At 55.5% G+C, this 17,449-nt stretch carries 11 protein-coding genes and 1 pseudogene; 6 read left to right on the forward strand and 6 right to left on the reverse strand.

What is annotated here, in order from left to right; genetic code table 11:
- The 4 genes and pseudogenes from PAN31108_RS26890 to PAN31108_RS26900 form a co-directional block, all read left to right on the forward strand.
- Positions 1-272 (forward strand): annotated as a pseudogene (locus PAN31108_RS26890) (IS3-like element ISBcen22 family transposase); the annotation flags it as partial.
- 364 nt (positions 273-636) lie between these two features.
- Positions 637-1,833, forward strand: a complete 1,197-nt coding sequence (locus PAN31108_RS23380) for a tyrosine-type recombinase/integrase (protein ID WP_246184113.1) — start codon at positions 637-639, stop codon at positions 1,831-1,833.
- A 178-nt stretch (positions 1,834-2,011) separates the two neighbouring features.
- Positions 2,012-2,191, forward strand: coding sequence for a RidA family protein (locus tag PAN31108_RS26895; RefSeq protein WP_246184114.1), 180 nt, complete (start codon positions 2,012-2,014; stop codon positions 2,189-2,191).
- 47 nt (positions 2,192-2,238) lie between these two features.
- Positions 2,239-2,418: a RidA family protein gene (locus tag PAN31108_RS26900; RefSeq protein WP_246184115.1), complete on the forward strand. Its 180-nt coding sequence runs from the start codon at positions 2,239-2,241 to the stop codon at positions 2,416-2,418.
- A gap of 235 nt (positions 2,419-2,653) precedes the next feature.
- Here the strand turns inward: PAN31108_RS26900 and PAN31108_RS23395 are convergent, their stop codons facing one another.
- From PAN31108_RS23395 to PAN31108_RS23415, 5 genes are all read right to left on the reverse strand, one after another.
- Entirely contained in the window at positions 2,654-3,184 is a 531-nt protein-coding gene (locus PAN31108_RS23395) for a hypothetical protein (protein WP_217426355.1), read from the reverse strand.
- 617 nt (positions 3,185-3,801) lie between these two features.
- Positions 3,802-5,145, reverse strand: a complete 1,344-nt coding sequence (locus PAN31108_RS23400) for a hypothetical protein (protein WP_150671162.1) — start codon at positions 5,143-5,145, stop codon at positions 3,802-3,804.
- The gene (locus PAN31108_RS23405) at positions 5,142-11,441 is read right to left on the reverse strand and encodes an AAA domain-containing protein (protein ID WP_150671163.1); all 6,300 of its coding nucleotides are present in this window, start codon (positions 11,439-11,441) and stop codon (positions 5,142-5,144) included. The genes PAN31108_RS23400 and PAN31108_RS23405 overlap by 4 nt, the downstream gene beginning before the upstream one ends.
- 17 nt (positions 11,442-11,458) lie before the next feature.
- Entirely contained in the window at positions 11,459-12,103 is a 645-nt protein-coding gene (locus PAN31108_RS23410) for a 4Fe-4S single cluster domain-containing protein (protein WP_150671164.1), read from the reverse strand.
- Entirely contained in the window at positions 12,100-13,932 is a 1,833-nt protein-coding gene (locus PAN31108_RS23415; protein WP_150671165.1) for an AAA family ATPase, read from the reverse strand. Before PAN31108_RS23415 ends, PAN31108_RS23410 begins: the two co-directional genes overlap by 4 nt.
- Positions 13,933-14,198: 266 nt before the next feature.
- Here PAN31108_RS23415 and PAN31108_RS23420 point away from each other — a divergent pair, with 266 nt between their 5' ends.
- Both PAN31108_RS23420 and PAN31108_RS23425 read left to right on the forward strand, forming a co-directional pair.
- Positions 14,199-15,008 (forward strand): lysozyme inhibitor LprI family protein, encoded by an 810-nt coding sequence (locus PAN31108_RS23420; RefSeq protein WP_150671166.1) that lies wholly within the window; start codon positions 14,199-14,201, stop codon positions 15,006-15,008.
- 216 nt (positions 15,009-15,224) lie between these two features.
- Positions 15,225-16,148 carry a hypothetical protein gene (locus tag PAN31108_RS23425; protein WP_246184116.1) on the forward strand — a complete coding sequence of 308 codons (924 nt, stop codon included), beginning with the start codon at positions 15,225-15,227 and terminating at the stop codon, positions 16,146-16,148.
- A 144-nt stretch (positions 16,149-16,292) separates the two neighbouring features.
- Here PAN31108_RS23425 and PAN31108_RS23430 read toward each other — a convergent pair.
- Positions 16,293-17,392 (reverse strand): IS3 family transposase gene (locus PAN31108_RS23430; protein ID WP_370819719.1). Its coding sequence is split into 2 segments (ribosomal slippage): positions 16,293-17,131 and positions 17,131-17,392, totalling 1,101 coding nucleotides; the frame shifts between segments, so codons are not numbered across the junction.
- Positions 17,393-17,449 lie beyond the last annotated feature (57 nt).

Consider the following 17,449-nt stretch of genomic DNA (forward strand, 5'->3'; position numbering starts at 1 on the left):
GGTATGCAGTCGGATCAGGTGCGCGAACTCAAGCAGTTACAGGAAGAGAACGCGCGGCTCAAGAAGTTGGTGGCTGAACTGAGCCTGGATAAGGCCATTCTGCAGGACGTTGCTTCAAAAAAGTGGCCCGGCGGCCCGCGCTGAGAAAAGACGTGGTGGATTACGTGATAAGCCACTATGGATTGACGATGAGGCGGGCCTGCAGGCTGGTCAAGCAGCCACGCAGCGTGCAGTATTACCAAAGTGTGAAAGACCCTCGAGCAGCGCTGCGAGCCCCCATCCCGCAAGACACTAGGATCGATAAGGTTCGGTAAAAACCGGCAACGCACTAGAGGTGTGCAACATTTTCCCGGTAACAGGACGGTAACAGCGAGCCAAAAGAGAAAGGGGTTACAAGCCGACGGCTTGTAACCCCTCGATCCTGCTGGTCGGAGCGATAGGATTCGAACCTACGACCCTCTGATCCCAAATCAGATTTTTTGCAATTCCACCCAGATCATTGACGCTCACGAATATACGTAAGCATTTGATATATAATGACTTTTATTTAAAGCTAAGATTTTCCACATCCATCGAAATCAACGTAGATGGTAGCAATGGAGTAGCAATGGAATGGGCCATTCAAGCAAGATCTCATTGAACTTCACCAAAGCAGTTATCGAGGGACTGCCGCCACCCGAGACCGGCTGGAAGTATTACTACGACACGAAAGTGAGTGGTCTTGCGGTCGGCGTTGGGGCCAGCGGGGTCAAGACGTTCGTCTTGTATCGGAAAGTCAATCGCAAGCCGGAGCGGGTCAAAATTGGGCGCTTCCCCGATCTGACGATCGACAAAGCGCGTGCCCAAGCGATGAAGCTCAACTCGGAGATCGCCGAGGGGATAAATCCTGCCGAAGCGAAACGAACCCGACGTGCCGAGATGACGTTCGGTGATCTCTTCGACGAGTACTATACGAATCACAGTCTCCCGCACAAAAAGACCGCAGCCGAGGACAAGCAAAAATTCGAAAAATATCTATCGAGCAATACAGACGGCGTCAATCTTGCATCGCGGCAACTTTCGGAGATCACCAAGTCCACGATTGCCCAATTGTTCACCAAGGTAAGCAAGGAACACAAGATCATGGCGAACCGTGTCCTCGCGTTGGTCAGCAGCGTGTTCGGCAAAGCAATTGAATGGGGAATTTGGGACAAACTCAACCCTTGCCATGGAATCCGCAAGCACAGTGAGGTGAGTCGTGATCGATTCCTCCAACCCGATGAGTTGCCCAAATTCTTCGAACAAGTGCTGGCATATCCCAACCCGACCGTCCGCGATTTCATCTTGATCAGCTTGTTCACGGGAGCGCGGCGCGGGAACGTTCTAGCAATGCGCTGGGATCAGATCAATTTCGATCGCGCCGAATGGCGTATCCCGGACACAAAAAATGGAACACCCCAAACTGTACCGCTTGTTGCCGATGCCATCGCAATCCTGAAGGCTCGTAACAGTGCCCGCGCCAACTCGCCATTCGTCTTTCCCGGTGAAGGCGAGACCGGACATCTCGTTTCACCGAAGAATGCCTGGAGGGCGATTCTCGAAAAAGCGGGCATTGCAGATCTTCGCATACACGATTTGCGGCGTACGATGGGGTCATGGCAGGCTGGAACCGGCGCGAATATGTCTGTGATCGGTCGCTCGCTAAATCACAAGTCAACACAAACGACCGCGATCTACGCTCGACTGTGGCTTGAACCAGTGCGCAATTCTATGGAGGTTGCGACGTCAGCAATGCTACAGGCCGCACGAACACCCAATGCAAACATAGACACACCGGGTGAAAATAACGACTGAACATATCGAAAAATTGCGTCAATACCTGAGATGCAAGTTGAATCACAACTTCCGGCTGATCGAAGACGTTCAGTCCGATGCGACGAATGGCCGCGTTTGCGCGAATTTGACGTGGTCATGCGTATAGTGGCGTTGACTTGAACACCGAGTCTCCCCTCACTATCCAAGGACATGTTGCATGACCGACCGAGAAATCATTGTTCCCACTGCAATGGAGCAGATCGTTGAACGCGCGGGCTATGCGCCAGCCGTCAAAGTAGGAGCAACCGTCTTCTGCGCCGGGCAAGTCGGACGTACACATGAACTTGAGGTCATCCACGATCCTGAGGCACAGTTCATCGTATGCCGGGAGATCTAAAGACACTTCTCAATGCGGCAGGCTGTACGTTTGAGGACATTGTCGAGATGACGACTTACCACGTACAAATGAGCGCACACATGTCGGTCTTCCGCGAGGTGAAGAACCGCGTTTTTCCAAGTGGCAAGTGTGCCTGGACTGCGGTTGGGGTATCGGAGCTCGCGCATCCGGGCCTGCTGGCCGAAATCAAATGCGTGGCGATACAACGAAGCTCAGCCGAGGCGTGAGCCTCTGCTGTCGATTTGAATTCGGACGTCCGATGCCAGTGTTTGACTTTCTCGGTTGAATCCACAGTCGGAGGCCGACGGTCGTGATCCGCGGCACTCTGCCATCTTCAGCCGTTCGATTAGCGCTCACATTGTCATTCGGGCGACCACTCCGCATGGTACTCACGCTTACACGTATGATCAAAGCCAACAAGTCGTTCGCGGACTAAAACATCATCCGTGCTGAAGTCACGCCCTACGGCACAATCCTTATCGCCCCCGACTCGATATTTACAAAGACGTATTGAAAACCAGGCTCGGCTCTCGGTGCATAGCTCGTGTCTACGGCATCATCGTTAACCAACAGAAGCCGATATGTCGCAGCGCTGCCGTTCGAGCGCAGCTTCGATACCGCCTTTTGCTTCTTGGGACCGAAAAACGAAGGCGCCACATTGAACGCCTCTCCAACTAGCGTGCGGCCTTGGTGATCCTTCCCTCTTATATCGAAGCCGTTGTGGTCTTCGTTGCCGAATTCGACGAGATAACTGTCAATGCCAAACGTTCCCGCGCGAATCAGGCCTGCAATGCCCCGCAATATGACTAGGTCCGACATGATGCGATTCGCGGCCTCGAAGAGACTGACACCCGGGTACGGCCCGTGCGCCAACTTCTCCCGCTTTAGTGCCGTGAGCAACGGGATTCCACGAAGCCCGTGGATGGAATCACCTAGACTGGCGAGTGTTTCCAAAAAGCTCTCTGTTATTTGATTGACATTGTCTGCGGTCAAGATTCGTTCTGGTTGCTGCATTCTCGTAATAGCCCTAAGGGTATGCGTCAGGTACCTGGTGATTGCTCGCTCGCCGAACCAACAAGTTGGGCGTGGCTACAGCCATAGCTTGAATGCCCGCGACGGTGCCACGTGCTTCAGTTTCGTTCTACCCCTCTCTCTCATCACGAGCGCCTGATCGCCGCCCTTACCGTTGAACCTGCGGATTCGTGGTGACAGAGATGCCAGACGACAATCGAAACGCTTGCTCTCTGGCAACCTCATCGCCTTCAGCCATGACCGTTTGGGGTCGCAAGCAGTCCGTCGCAACAGGTGGAAATTGGCCATCAGCAGCCGCTCAGGCTAGACTGCTCGCATTGGTCAATGCAGCAAAAGAAACTGGCAATCCGTCAACGAAAAGACCAGTCACGTTACGCCAAGCGCACCTCATAACGTTCGACCTTCTCCATGGGGAACGGGAGTGGCTCAGGTGCTCGGACGAACCCGGCCCGCCCCTAGACAGCCTTGCACTGCGGAATGCAGCTGAACAGTCAGGGCGTTCCGATGGATGCCGCAGTACTGCCTGAATGGATTGAGTCCGCCCAAAGGGTCTTCCAAAGTAATCAGATGTCCAACCGCTATAAATACCGTCCCTTGTCAGTTGCTGTAACCTTGGCATTTCCGTCGTCAATAATTTTAAGTGGAACCTCGCCAACGCCAATCGCACGTTCGACGAGCAATGTGTCGCCTGTAGTCACTAGCAACTCCTGAAGCTTGCCAAAATCTCCGCACCAAAGGGTTTCGACGTCTTTGTCGCGCGAGGTGTCGTGATTTTTCGTCAGTGCAACGGCCCGAACTTGGAGCCGGCCCGTTTGGGTGTGGCCACCGAGTTCCACCCCATAGTCAGGGACGGCTGGATTCTTGACGACGACTCGTCCATCGCGTGCCCACGCCGTCTGCATTCCCTCATTGACCTCGTAGCCGAGCCGAGCCAGACCATTCAGGATTACGCCTCGCCTAGCCTGTGCGGCTTTTCGGTCCTGCTCCCGTGCGATTAGCTCGCGACATTCAGCTGCAAGTCGCCCGATCTCATTTAGCGTCGTTGCTGGGCCGCACAACCTAATTTGGCCGACGAGCGCTTTTGCCCCAGCGCTAGCTTCGGCACTCATCTCCGAGGCAAGCTCGTGAAGCTCCTCAATAGCCGCGTTATGCGCGCGAGACATTCTCACTGCACTTGCGAGATCAAGTATCAAGCTGTCAAGCAATAGGTTGCGGCGGGACTCGTTGACGTCCCTTTCGATCAACCGTAGCTTTTCCGCAAACGTGGCGACTTCGGATTCATCAAGGAGCACCTGCGCTTCTGCGATTTGACGGTCGACTCGGTTAATGAGCGGATTATGCATCCGCGACATGTTGGCGGCCTTCCACTCTCCAAAATCCTGAGTCCTTTCGCCCTCCAACAATCGGCCGGCAAGCTCCTTCTGCGCCACACTGATTTCTCGCGCGGTTTCCGGTACTAGCAAGCTGAATCCGCGAGCAAGCAAAACATCTGCGTCTAAAACCTCTGCACCCGAGGCAACAAGGGCAAGCTTTGATACCAAGTCTTGCGGCAGTTCGACGCCCTTCGACTTGAGCGCAGCCAACAATGTCGTGGCGCTGTCTTGCCCTTGTCTCCGGCGCTTAACAAGCTGTTCTGCTTTATCTATCGCGATGGCTTGGCGTCGAATCACATCGTCCTTTAGGAAGGCAATTTCGTCCGTAACCTTCTTTTGCAGCTCCATGAATGCGTCTGTCGCAATCAAGGCAGCAAGCCCGCGTTGACGCGCTCGGGTCGCCGCAATCTCTTCGGCAGAAAGCTCCCCGATTCGTTGTCCAGCCACGGCCCAAGCGACTATCGCCTGATCGAGCCGCCGAAGATGCCCCTCACAAATAGCAAGCATCTCTTCGCGGGTAACAATGCGAACCACCTTCGGACCACTCATGCGGCAATCTCCAATTTCAGAGCGGTGTAAATCGCCGCTTTCAACCGAGCTCTTTCTTCCTCAGCGTTGTGATACCAACCTTGCGATGAAACCCGGTGAAGGTTTGGAATGGCGCGCCGCAATACGGACGGGCGCCAGATTTCACGTGCGCGGGCTCGTTGTAGCAACGGGTGACGCGGAGCGTCACATTCGATACCGATTGCGTACAAGCCCGTTTCTGGATCGGCGATGGCAAAATCAAGTCCGAAAGCGTCGCCTTCCTGTGCACTGACCGGAGACAGGCCAAGGTCGCGAAGGAACTCCAGGACATCCGTCGCGAAGCCATCATTGTCCGCAGTTTCGTACAGTTTTGCATGCGCGCGCTCGCTGCTCATCCGTCCGAGGAGCGAGCGGCCACTTGGGAATTCTCCGTTGGAAATTGCGCGCGCGTACTCCAAATATCCCTGAAGATAGTCACGCGGGATGGCCGGCTTTCTCTTGGTATTTAGCATGTCGGAAATGTCGCGGATTGGCATCGAAGTGATCAGTACGACCTTCTTTCTGGCACGAGTTACTGCGACATTCAGGCGCCGCTCCCCGCCCCTTTGCCCTAGCACGCCGAAATAGCGCTTGAACGCGCCTTGGTTGTTACGCCCAAACGTCGTCGAGAAAACGATAACGTCGCGCTCATCCCCTTGGACATTTTCCACGTTCTTGACGAATACACCCATGTCTTCGCCACCGTCGGAGCGATCAGCCTCTTCCCGATAGGCGTTACGGAAATCCTCATCCTCTTCTGCACGAAGCTCAAGCCGCTCCTCAATCAGGTTAGCTTGCTTGAGGTTGAAAGAGACGACACCAACGGACGGTCGTTGGTCGTAAGGCGTCCTCCATAGCTCGGCAAGGTATTCGACAACACGGTCCGCTTCGTCCGAATTCGTCTGACGTTCATAGACACCGTTTACCGGAATCAGCTCAAGCGGCTTGACCGCTCGAATCATTGCTTCGGGGTGTCGCACCGGCACACTCAGCTCGTTGTCGTAGAAAGCAGCGTTCGAGTAACCAATCAATTCACGGTACTCAGACCGATAGTGGATCTGCAGCGTGGTTACAGGCAGGGAAGTCCGCGCCATTTGAAGGAGGTCAGGGCAATCCTTGATCTCACGACGATTCCAGGTGTCCTCGAAGAGTTCGCGTTCCTCCTCCGTAGCATCTTCGTCGAGAGACTCCCCGTCATAATTATCAGGCTCGTCGCTGTCTACACGGCCGGAGAAGAAACTCGCTGGCGGCATCTGCTTTTCGTCCCCGCTGACAACAGAAATGCTGCCACGGAAGAGCGTCGGAATGGCGTATTCCACCGGCATTTGCGACGCTTCATCGTAGACCACAGTATCGAACAGATTTGATTTAAGCGGCAGAACGCGGCTCGCCACATCCGGGTTCATCATCCAGACCGGACGCAGCGCCATCAATCCGAGCCCCGTACCTAGCTCGATGAATTCGCGCAATCGGCGAGAGCGGCGCCCCGTCAGGCGTGTCACATCCTCCCAGTCTCGGGCTGAGCCAAGTCTGCTTCGGTCGATGCCATTGCGTAGTATTTCCCGATTAAGACGGCGCATTTCCTCGTCGGCGTTTGCCAGAGCTTCCACCTTTGCCGCCGTCTCCCCCCTATCAAGGAGGAGCTCCGGAGTTTCCTGCTCGAAACGACGCTTCCAGCCCAGTCGAGCTTCACGATTGATCAGTCGACGCACTTCCCAGTCGATGTCTTCTGGGGCGATACCTGCGAACGCCTCCGCGTGTGGCCGCATCACTGCGAAGACCTCAAGGGCTTGAGGATTGAGATGCTTCGCCCGCGTCCGGAACTGTTGGAATGCGGCAAGTGTGGGCAGCGCGTCGTTGATGCGGTTGAGTGGCGTTTGATAGGAGAGATTGTCCGCGACTGCGCTTCGACACGCGTCCGCTAACTCAGGAACGATCCACTCTTCGAGTACGCGCAATGCCTCGAGACTGTGCTGACGGGCGTTATAGCGAATGAATGCTGTTTCAAATCCATCGAGTAGCTGTCTGACGGGCGCCTGATCTCCAGTCATTACGGCGGAATCAAACTCGTCGCCACGCGGCGCAATGGAGAGATGCTGCGAAAGCTCACGGATCTCTTCAAGTCGCCTAAGGCGGCTCAAACACTCCTCTGCGAGTGTCGGGCCACACGTCTGTGAGACGGTATCCAACTGTAGCGATTTGCTCGTCGCGTTTAACGCCTCTCGCTCTTGCCGCCACGACTGTTCAAGGCGTGCAGCCGCCAGCAGGGCTCGAAGGGCGACATCCGTCGTCGGGACCCCACAACTCGCGAGGTATTTTCTCAAGCCGCTACGTCTGATGTACGTGGCGGGATTGATGCGACTAATGAACGTTGGAACTTGTGTGGCAAGTGTCGCTCGCATTTCGATGGCATTCAGCTCGACGAGGGGCAATGTAGCTAGCGCGGGTGACAGCGTTTTGTCATAAGCGCCGCCGTCGATGGCCAGCAAATTCTCATGGAGCTGCTTTAGTGAGGCGTAATGCTTATGTCCCGGGGCATCCTCTCTGTTTGCCGGACGAAACAAAGGCAGCCATTGTGCAAGACGCTTACGCTGTGTCTCATCGAGGTTTACCAGTCGGATAGCGTTGCTATCGAGCCAGGCACGATATGGCGCTGGATCTTCGACGTCAAAGCGGGCTGGATGAGCTGCAAGCGTTTCGACACGTAACCGCTCGGCTTCGAGGAAGCGAACGAAAACGTCGGTGTACTCCGCGATTGTTGCGGGGTCGGTAGCAAACGACTTCAGTTGGACCAGCGCGCTCCCTTCAAATTTCGCTGGTAGCCAATAGCGCGCCAGCGGGGCGCACTGTTCCTCAAGCGCCGTTAGCGAGGATATGTCCAACTCGGCCAACTTCCCTCTCAGTTGGGGAACGCTCAATGGCGCTTCGCCAGCTTCCAACTGGATCAATTCGCCAAGCAAGGACCGGTAGCTCAAGCCGGTTGACTCGTCCACATGGTGGAGCGCTTGATGTTGTCGGTCGAGCTCACCCTCAAGCGCTTCGATCCTGGCGGCCATGCGTTCACGTTGGCGCGTCCAGTTGGTGTCAAACGGTGAGCCCCGGTTGACTGCATCGAGCTGCTCTCGAACTGCTCGGATGGTTGGCTCTCGATCCTTATTCACATCGTTGATCATTACAATGCGATCACCGAGCCCTTCTGCGACCAATCGCTTGTGCACGACCTCGAGTGCCGCATGCTTCTGGCAAACGATGAGCAAGCTCGTGCCTCGCCCAATTGCGTCTGCAACCATGTTGACGATCGTCTGGCTCTTACCAGTCCCGGGTGGCCCTTCAACCAGGAGACCCGGACCTTGTCGCGCCTTCATGATCGCGGATTCTTGAGACGGGTCGCTGGAGACGGTAAGAAAACGTTCGAGCTCTGCGGCAGGGCCGTCGGGTGCCTTCTGCTCAGACTTGTCATCGAGTCGCAACATTGACGCAAGCGAGGTTCCCGCCGGCGATAAGACCTTCAATTGGCGCAAGTCCTCACCGATGGCTTGGCCGGCGAAGTCTACATGGAAAAGCACCGCAGAGCAGGCGAGACGAGGCTCGCCGGCGGGCACCTCGACCGCTGGCGACGGCAGCGCGCCAAGCTGACGCCGCTCAGTGTTTGCCAACATCCCAAATGCGTCAATGACGTCGGCTACCTTCAGGGCCGAGCGACCCAATACATCATCGGCCGCGGCACGCCATGCTTTCACCGCATCCCTTCCTAACAGCCCCTCAAGCGCAGGATTCAAGCGCACCTCTTCGCGCTCACAATCGAAAGCCAACGCAACCTGACCACGAGCGCCAAGTTCCATCAGAAGTTTGACAGGCCAAAGCAGGATTGGAGTAATGCGTGGACGCGAGCCACTACGGCTGTCCCGGGTATGCAGGAACGGGAAGCCCAGATACATCCCGTCAATACCGGTATCTCGCTTGTACAAAGAAGTTTGACGATGGAGCGTGTTCAGTCGGCTCTCCAGCGTCAGGTCTGCTCCGAAAATGGCGGGGTCGATGGAAACCGACTGTGCATTGCGTTGAAGTAAGTGCTCGAGCAATGCGGTACATGAATACCGCTCGCTATTCAGTTCATGAACGTCAACACGACCGGTCGTCTTGCCGATTGTCATGCGCACCAATGGACCGCGCAGTACGGTTGTGGCGACCTTCTTTTCGAAGAATTCCAGAATCTGCGACACATAGTGCTGCTTTTGCGGCTCCAGCCACTGCTCGGTTGGCACGGAAAGCAAAACGAGGACCTGGTGCAATGGAAGGCGTCGCTCCAGGCGAAAATGCTCAGCCCAGCCATCAATCAAACTATTGCCAGTGTGCGCGAAGCCGGCGATTCGGTCGTCGACCCTGCGAAAGAGTTCCATGCGGGATTGCGCGAGCTCATCGCGAGCCACTTCCTTGTCAAAAGTGAGAATCTGCTCGCGCTTGGCAACGTCGGTTGCCTGATTGAGAATTTCGTCAACGCTGCGGAACTGCGTGATCTTTGCGCTCAGAAGGACAATAAGGTCTTCTTCGCTGACGATGCGACGTTCCGATAGCGAAAGCAAGCCCGGGTGCGTCGAATCGGGTAAAAGTAGGCGCCGCGCGTCCCATTGCGCTGCGAGTTGGGCTCGGGACGTGGAAAGTACTGCGATTCGCAGCATGTCTTCATCCAGCTCAATCGCGTGATTGTGCGCGCGGTTTCGGACTTCATCGGCGCGCCGCTGAAGCCTCGAGAGCCATGTCTCAGTCTGCAAGCGTTCAAGGAAGGAGGGGACGGCCCCAGTTACCAAGTCGTAACCTTCTAGCGGGTTGCTGAGCAACCAGCCTGGGGTGACAATCTCGCCACGCAGAATAAGTGGCATCTCGGGATTCAACAGCTTTAACGCGATCATCAGACGCCAGTCGTCGTCCACGCCATCGAGTAGCACCACTTGACGCAGGCCAGCGAGTTGTTTTGCCAAAACGCCAGCCTGTTCGGCCCAAGTGACCACAAGACCTCGACTGAGATGGTCGCGAGCCTCCTCCCAGTTCTCTCGTTCCGCTGCCGCAAGCGCGAACATGCTAGGCTTTCGATACTGTATTGCGCCGAGCGTGATACTTGCGCCTTCCGCTGAGTCGGTCTCGGTGGTCTGAGACTCTGGAGCATCGACCGGCTTACCATCAAGCCACGCCTTGACCTGGGGCCATTGCCAGCGTTGATGCCGATCACGGGCCAACAAACCTCGCAGAAGCAAGTGAAGCGATGGATCAAGGTCGTCGGGCAGCGTGACGCCATTTGCGAGCACGTGAATCAGAAAGGCTCGCGGATTGACGCCTTCAAAGCACTTACCCGCTGTCAGTTGCTCAAGCAGGATCATGCCGAGGCTCCACCAGTCAGACGCTGCGGCAACGCCGCCAGCGATGGCTTCGGGTGCCATGTAACGCGTCGTTTCGAGCGGAGAAACGATGTCGAGATCGAATTCTGACAGTCGGGCCGATCCGAATCCGCTGATCACCAGATCGAGCGGATCTTTACTACGCACAAGCAATGTGCCCGGGCGGAGGTCGCGGTGTCGCAAGCCTGCTTCCGAAAAGGCGTTGAGTGCCTGTCCAAGTTCATCGACTACGTGTCGGATCGTTGCAATGTCCCGCAGAGCAATGCCCGCGTCGGCAAGCGTTCCGCCGCTAAGCTCCTCTGCGACTTCATAAGCCCGAGTATCCCACCGGCCGGTTGCGATGATCTCCGGAACATGTTCGCGAGGAAGACGACGGACGACATCGTAGACTGACGTGTCTGGTTCAGCGCCGTCGCGGTATAGCGTAAGTATTGCCTGCCGGCCGGTATTGCTGTGCTGGGCAATGAACCGCTCGCGCACACCGTCCGTACTGGAAATCTGCCTGAGCAGGCGCCAACCGTCGATTTGCGTTTCGGCGTGTGTTTCGGATGTACCGCTAACGATATTCGTTTCACCAAAACTAGCGGCATCACTTTTGGCACTTTCAACGATGTTCGGATCTGCCCCGCACTCAAGGCACATCAGGTCTCCGTCGTTCATCGTGTGCCCGTTTGTGCACGTCTGTTGCGGGGAAACTCTCGGGCCCAAATCGGGCTCAGGGTCGCCCAGGCCATCGCGGGTAACGATTTCCTGTTCGCGCCACCCGCGCGCCCGGATTGGCAGGCCAGACAGGTCCCAGTCACATTTGTCGCCGGCGACGATGCCCGCGCAGAACCATTCATCAACAGACCTTTCGGTCTTGCAGTTCGGGCAAAAACGCATCATTGCTGAAATTTCCTGTCTTATCTGTTCTGCGCTTTGTCAGCGCTGATCTGGACTCGATGGCCCTGATCGGTCAATAGGTCGCGTAATCGCTGGAAGTCGCCCCGGTTCGGTATTCCCGCGAACCAGACGCTACCGTCCTCATCGAACATGACGTCAAGCGACTTGTCGCTCTCGGTCAGCTCTCGTTCATACTGTGAATAGAGTGCTCTGCCACGCTCCGTGAGCATATGCAGCCGCTGGTTGTCACTACCGCGAAGAGGACGGGTATGCGGGGCATCTATTTCAAACGGGTCGGTAACGAGCGCGTCAATTGCGCCATTAACCCGTTCCAGAGTGCCTGCGAGCGCCCCAAAGGGGTGGCCGCTGTAGACCAGAACATCGGCGCTAGATGCTTCTTGCAGGGCGCCGACAAGCGCGACTAGAGCATCCGGCTGATCAAATGGCTCTCCCCCGGAAATGGTGAAACCGTCGGCTTGAGGTAGCCAGATACTGATTTGCTCCAACACCCGCCCGACTGTCGACTCGCCGCCGGTCATAGTCCACGTATCGGCTGATATGCATCCCGGGCAACGTATGCTGCAGCCTTGGAACCATATTCCAATCCGTCTTCCTGGTCCCAAGGATGTGACGGGGAAATGCAAACGCGACAGACGAATGTTCATGACTGTTGGTGCTTGTGCAATTGCAGTTCGCCGTCGGCAATGTTGGTGACTAGAAAGCTATCGCCGGGCTTCGCATCTTGATCGAACATGCCGCGCGCGAGCGGGTTGATCAGATGCGCCTCGATCTGGTTACGGATGCCGCGACCACCATTGGAAAGATCACTTAGGCACCGATGCTTAAGAGCAACCACCAACGGTGGGTCCAGTTCGACAGAAATTCCCTGAGAAGCAATGTCGTCGAGAACGGCGCCGATCATCTGGTCAAAAATATCTTGCGCGACGTTCTCCCGGATGAAATCGAAAACAATAATGTTCTCGCCAATCCGGTTCAGGATTTCGGGACGGTTGAGCACCAACTTAAAGTGCCGTTGAATTTCAGAGAGCACTTTCGTGCCAATGTCGTCAAAAGAATCGTCTGGGACGACATTGGGTACTCGTTGTCCAAGCTCGTCCTCTCGGAATATCCCCAGATTCGAGGTGAATACGATCAGCGCCTCGGAAAAGTACACCCTGTCTCCTCGCCCTGACGTGAGCACGCCGTCGTCGAGAATTTGCAGAAATTTATCGAGAATTCGCGGGTGCGCTTTTTCGATTTCGTCGAAAAGCACAACGCTGAACGGTCGCTCCCGAATTGCGTTCGTCAACTCTCCGCCAACGTCATAGCCGACGTACCCAGGCGGCGCACCAATAAGCCGTTGGTCAGAATGCTCAGAGCTGAACTCGGACATATCGAAGCGAATATATGCGCTCTCGTCGCCGAAAAGAAGGCTGGTGAGCGTCTTCGCAAGCTCCGTCTTACCCACGCCCGTCGGTCCAGCAAGAAACGCGACGCCGCGCGGCCTGTTGCCTTTGCGCTGTACACCAACACCAGTCATAGCTCGCTTGACAAGGTCAAGCATGTGCGTCACTGCATGTGTTTGTCCCTTAACCCGCTTGCGGATCGTAAGCTCAGCGTTGCGGATCTTCTCGCGGTCAATTCGAAGCCACGGGTCTTCCGTGACGCCAACCTTGTAGCGTCTGACGGCATCGGAAATCTTGCCGATGGGAACGCTTTCGACACGAGCGAGGGTAGCGATTGCATTCATGTCAGCGAGCAACAGGCCCTCGGTACCATCGATGAATGCCGACTCGGCATCTTCCATGATGGCTGGTGTTGCCTCTCTTGAGCCAGGCACTCCTCGCAGAAGCGCTGGTGAAAGCGCGCGCCTAGCCGCGCTGTCGGGTTTGGAGACGGGCACATGCCTGATTCTCGGATTGCCAATAAGCAGCCAGTCGGGCAAGTCGCTTTCCTTGTCAACAACCCAAAGTACAGTATTGAAGAATGGGCGACGCTGTTCGCCGGCCGGGCGTGGTGTGCACGTGTGTGAAAGAACGAGTGCACGCGTAAAGAGATTGTGTTCCGCCGCGCTCAGTGACTCCGTCCGGACGGCTAGTCGAGAGGCAAAGTCCACGACAAGCGCTATCGGCGGGCCCTCCATCGCAACAAGTCGCTCTAGGCACGCGGTTAGCACGTCGATTCCGCCAGGCGCCGAATTTCCAACTGGGGTCAAACCGAGACGCTGTAGCGTATCTTCGCCTCGTTCGACTTGATGTATGCGGCTTTCCGGAATGCCAAATCCGGATACAGGATTCCAGACCACCAACTGAGCATAGCCGGCTTCGCCAAGGTTATCAGCGAGCGTATTCACAAGCGATTGCGCCGTGATCATTTCTGGCGCGACCTCGCAGGCCTGCAAATCTCTAACATTTCCGGAAAGGACAAACTGACTCTTCAACGGCAAGAATCGCAGTAGGTCTTTCAACCAGCGAGGATTTTCAAAGGCAGGCATGGCATTTTTTAACGACTTGAAAGTAATTCAAGACGTTATCATAGCCTGCCACGCACCGGCATGCTAACGACAAGACGTCGTTAGTTGTCACGTAAAGATCACGTTCTAATGGCTTGATTGTTCGAGACTAACCGGCACGGCATAGCCGATTTTTTTAGTCGTCGCCAGCAATTGGACTGGGTGGAGAAGCAACTTCACGTAGCGAGGGGCATGGTTCAAGCTTGCTGCTCGTTCCTAGTGGGCGCAACGACGCTTAGCATGAGTACTTGGAAGATAGTAATTTTCGGCAAATAAGCCGTATTAATCGGGGATCTCTTATGGGCGCGTTGGGAAGTACTTTTGTTGTTATTGGTGTGCTTACTGTAGTGGTCGGCGTATTCGGTTTTGTCGACACACGCAAGGTCGATCGTCGATTTAGAACTGGCTATAAGAACAATGAGCCGGACACAAGAAACTTCCCTCGAGCTGGCAGAAGAATACTGTGGGGCGTAGGGATTTGCATTGTCGGTGCGGCACTGAACAATCTCATAGGAGCGCATAGTGTTCCCGGTCCGGCGAACTCGCCGCAAGTCACGGGCGCTGCTAATCGACTAGAGCAGCTTGAAGCCCCCCCACGCTCGGTTGGAACTGCGCCGCAGTCCGCCGAGTCTGTGCAAGAACAATCCGTCAAGGGCGTCCAATCGACAAACGAGCGAGTTGTAACTTCGTCCCTTACTCCACACCGCGAACCTCAGCATGCGTCTTGGGACGGCCAACAATCCGGGGGCGCCCAGACCTTTGTGACGATTTTTGATTGTGCTCGCGCATCATCAAGCGACGAATTGCAGATTTGCAACGATCCAGGGCTTGCAGCGATGGACGTTGAGTTGGGACAGATGTATCGGACAGCGTTGGCATCTGTAGCGGATCCCGGTGCTCTCAAACGTTCGCAGTTGGATTGGTTGTCATCTCGTCGTACATGTGGCGACAACCTGAACTGCTTGCGGCAAAAGTATGGCGAAAGAATTGGTCAGTTCAATGGCTCGCTGGGCGCTGCGCCGCTACCTTCCTTGCGGTTCGAAGCAACGAAGCCATGACCGGCTGATTCGCGTAGCTGGGCTGTTGCCGATTGGTTCGAGCGCGACGTATCCGTGATATTGGGCGCCAGCCGCTTATGCCCAATACACATGTATCTGCATTATTTGACGATTAGGAGGATGACCGCCTCCAAATCATGGGAGCTTCGGCACAGCCAATACAGGATGTAGCTGGCGTTGAATGCCGTGGCTAAAGAATAAAGCAATGAGGTGAATATGGAATCTGCGCAGGACAAGATCACCGGAGAAATCGTTGAAGCCGAGCAACTTTGGCTCATCGCATCAGTCGACAAGGACCGATACGTGTGCCGCGGGTGTGGAGTCAAGCTCACGCCCGCTGCTTATCGACCAGAAAACGTGGTCCGCCCCTACTTCACTGCAAGGGACACCGATCACAGGCCGAACTGCGATGTCGACGGGGAGCGAAAGCTGGCTCGCAAGGGCAAGAAGCAACGCCTAAGCACACCGAGGGACGGATTCCCTGCCCCGTATCCGTCAAAGCTGGTCCTGCGCGATCGACGCATCATTACTGACGGGCCAGACTCCGAAGACAGTGATGCGACACGTCGGCGAGACGCAAGCGCCAGACGAACGACTGGCAGCGACCAAGATACTCCGACAACAAGTCGTCGCCGTGCGGCAAACACAATTCGACCAATCTGCCGGACGTTCATAAACTTCCCATACGACCGAGATCTAGAACTAGATGTGCCTGGCGTCCTTGCCACAAAGTACATTTCCGTGTTCAAAAAGCTGAAGTGGGACGAACTAGTCTCATACCCGGACGCTCGGATCTTCTATGCAGCCATTCGGTGGAGTAAACCCGTCGAATCAGACGAATATCTCGAGATCATTGTGGACGCGGGTGAACGCGATCAGGAAAAGCGTCTTACACAGGGGCACCGCATTCGAGTCGAATGGGCAGAATGGAGCAAGGCGAAACGCACATACGTTCGCAATGAGATTGAAGCTGCTCGCAAGGAAGCGATTGCGGCAAAAAACAGCGATGCGAATGAAAAGGGATATCTGTTCTTTATTGGAGAGCAAGACGCCGGAGACGCATCGCTATTCCACGTAAACGACCACCGATTAATCTGTTGCCTAGTTGACGAAATAACCTACCCCACACTTGCCAGGTAACCGTCAAATCCGTCTCTAAGATCGGTCGCAGGATACTTCGTTGCGTTATATTTCGGGCTGCCAATGGAGCCAACTCAATTGGATTCTTTGGCAGCAGCAGGCTTTTTCCTCGACCTGCCCTCCCGGATAACCGAGCACTTTGGCCTAGAGAGTTCCGGCTTCAAGGTGGGCAAGTCGGAACTCACCCGGAGTCAAATCGCCTAGTGAACTATGCGGTCTGAAGTCGTTGTAATCCTGTCGCCAGCCTTCGATCTTTTCTCGGGCATCGTCCAGTGACAGAAACCAATGCACGTTCAGGCATTCATCCCGAAAACTGCCGTTAAATGACTCGATGAACGGATTGTCCGTGGGTTTGCCGGGACGGGAGAAGTCCAACGTTACGCCATTTTCATACGCCCAGTGATCCAGCGCATGAGAAATAAATTCGCTCCCATTATCGACCTGTATCCGTTTCGAGGTACCTCGCAGCGCTTTTAGATGTCCCATCGTTGCCACCACATCGGCTGCCTTCAAGGCGTAATCGACGGTAATCGCCAAGCTCTCCCGACTAAAGTTATCGACCACAGTTAAGGCCTGGATTTTCTGCCCGTTGAACAACTGATCGGCCACGAAATCCATGCTCCAGCACGCATTTACCGTAGAGATTTCGGGGCGCTCCATACGGTGTGCCGCAGCGACACGACGGCGAGGCCGCTTACGCCTCAGGTTCAGCCCCTCTTCAAAGTAGATTCGGTAGGTCTTCTTGTGATTGATCAACCAGCCTTCGTGGCGCAGTAGAACGTGAATGCGCTCTACGCCGTAGCGTATCCGAGTCTCGGCAATCTCCAGGATGCGCCGACGCTCGGCACGGTCATCACGTGGGCTCAGCACATAGAAGTACGTGGCCTGGCGTAGCTGCAATAGTGCTGTCGCACGCCGGATGCTCACCCGATACGCTTGAATCAAAAAATCAGCCAGCTCGCGCTTACGAGCTGGCTTCACAGCTTTTTTTGCACCGCCTCCTGAAGCAGTTGCTTGTCGAGGCTTAGGTCGGCCACCATGCGCTTGAGTCGGGCGTTCTCCTCTTCGAGTTGCTTTAAGCGCCGCAACTCCGAGACTCCGAGGCCGCCGTACTTCTTCTTCCAGTTGTAGAACGTGGCTTCGGAAATACCCATCTTCCGACACACTTCTGCCACCGTGGTACCCAGTTCGGCCTGCTTCAGCGCGAACGCGATCTGCTCTTCCGTGTACCTAGATTTCTTCATGCAAACCTCCCGCCCGTCAGGGCTTCAAATTTGCCAGAAATCTCTACTTCTCGCCGC

Source organism: Pandoraea anhela (assembly GCF_902459655.1).
Lineage (GTDB): Bacteria > Pseudomonadota > Gammaproteobacteria > Burkholderiales > Burkholderiaceae > Pandoraea > Pandoraea anhela.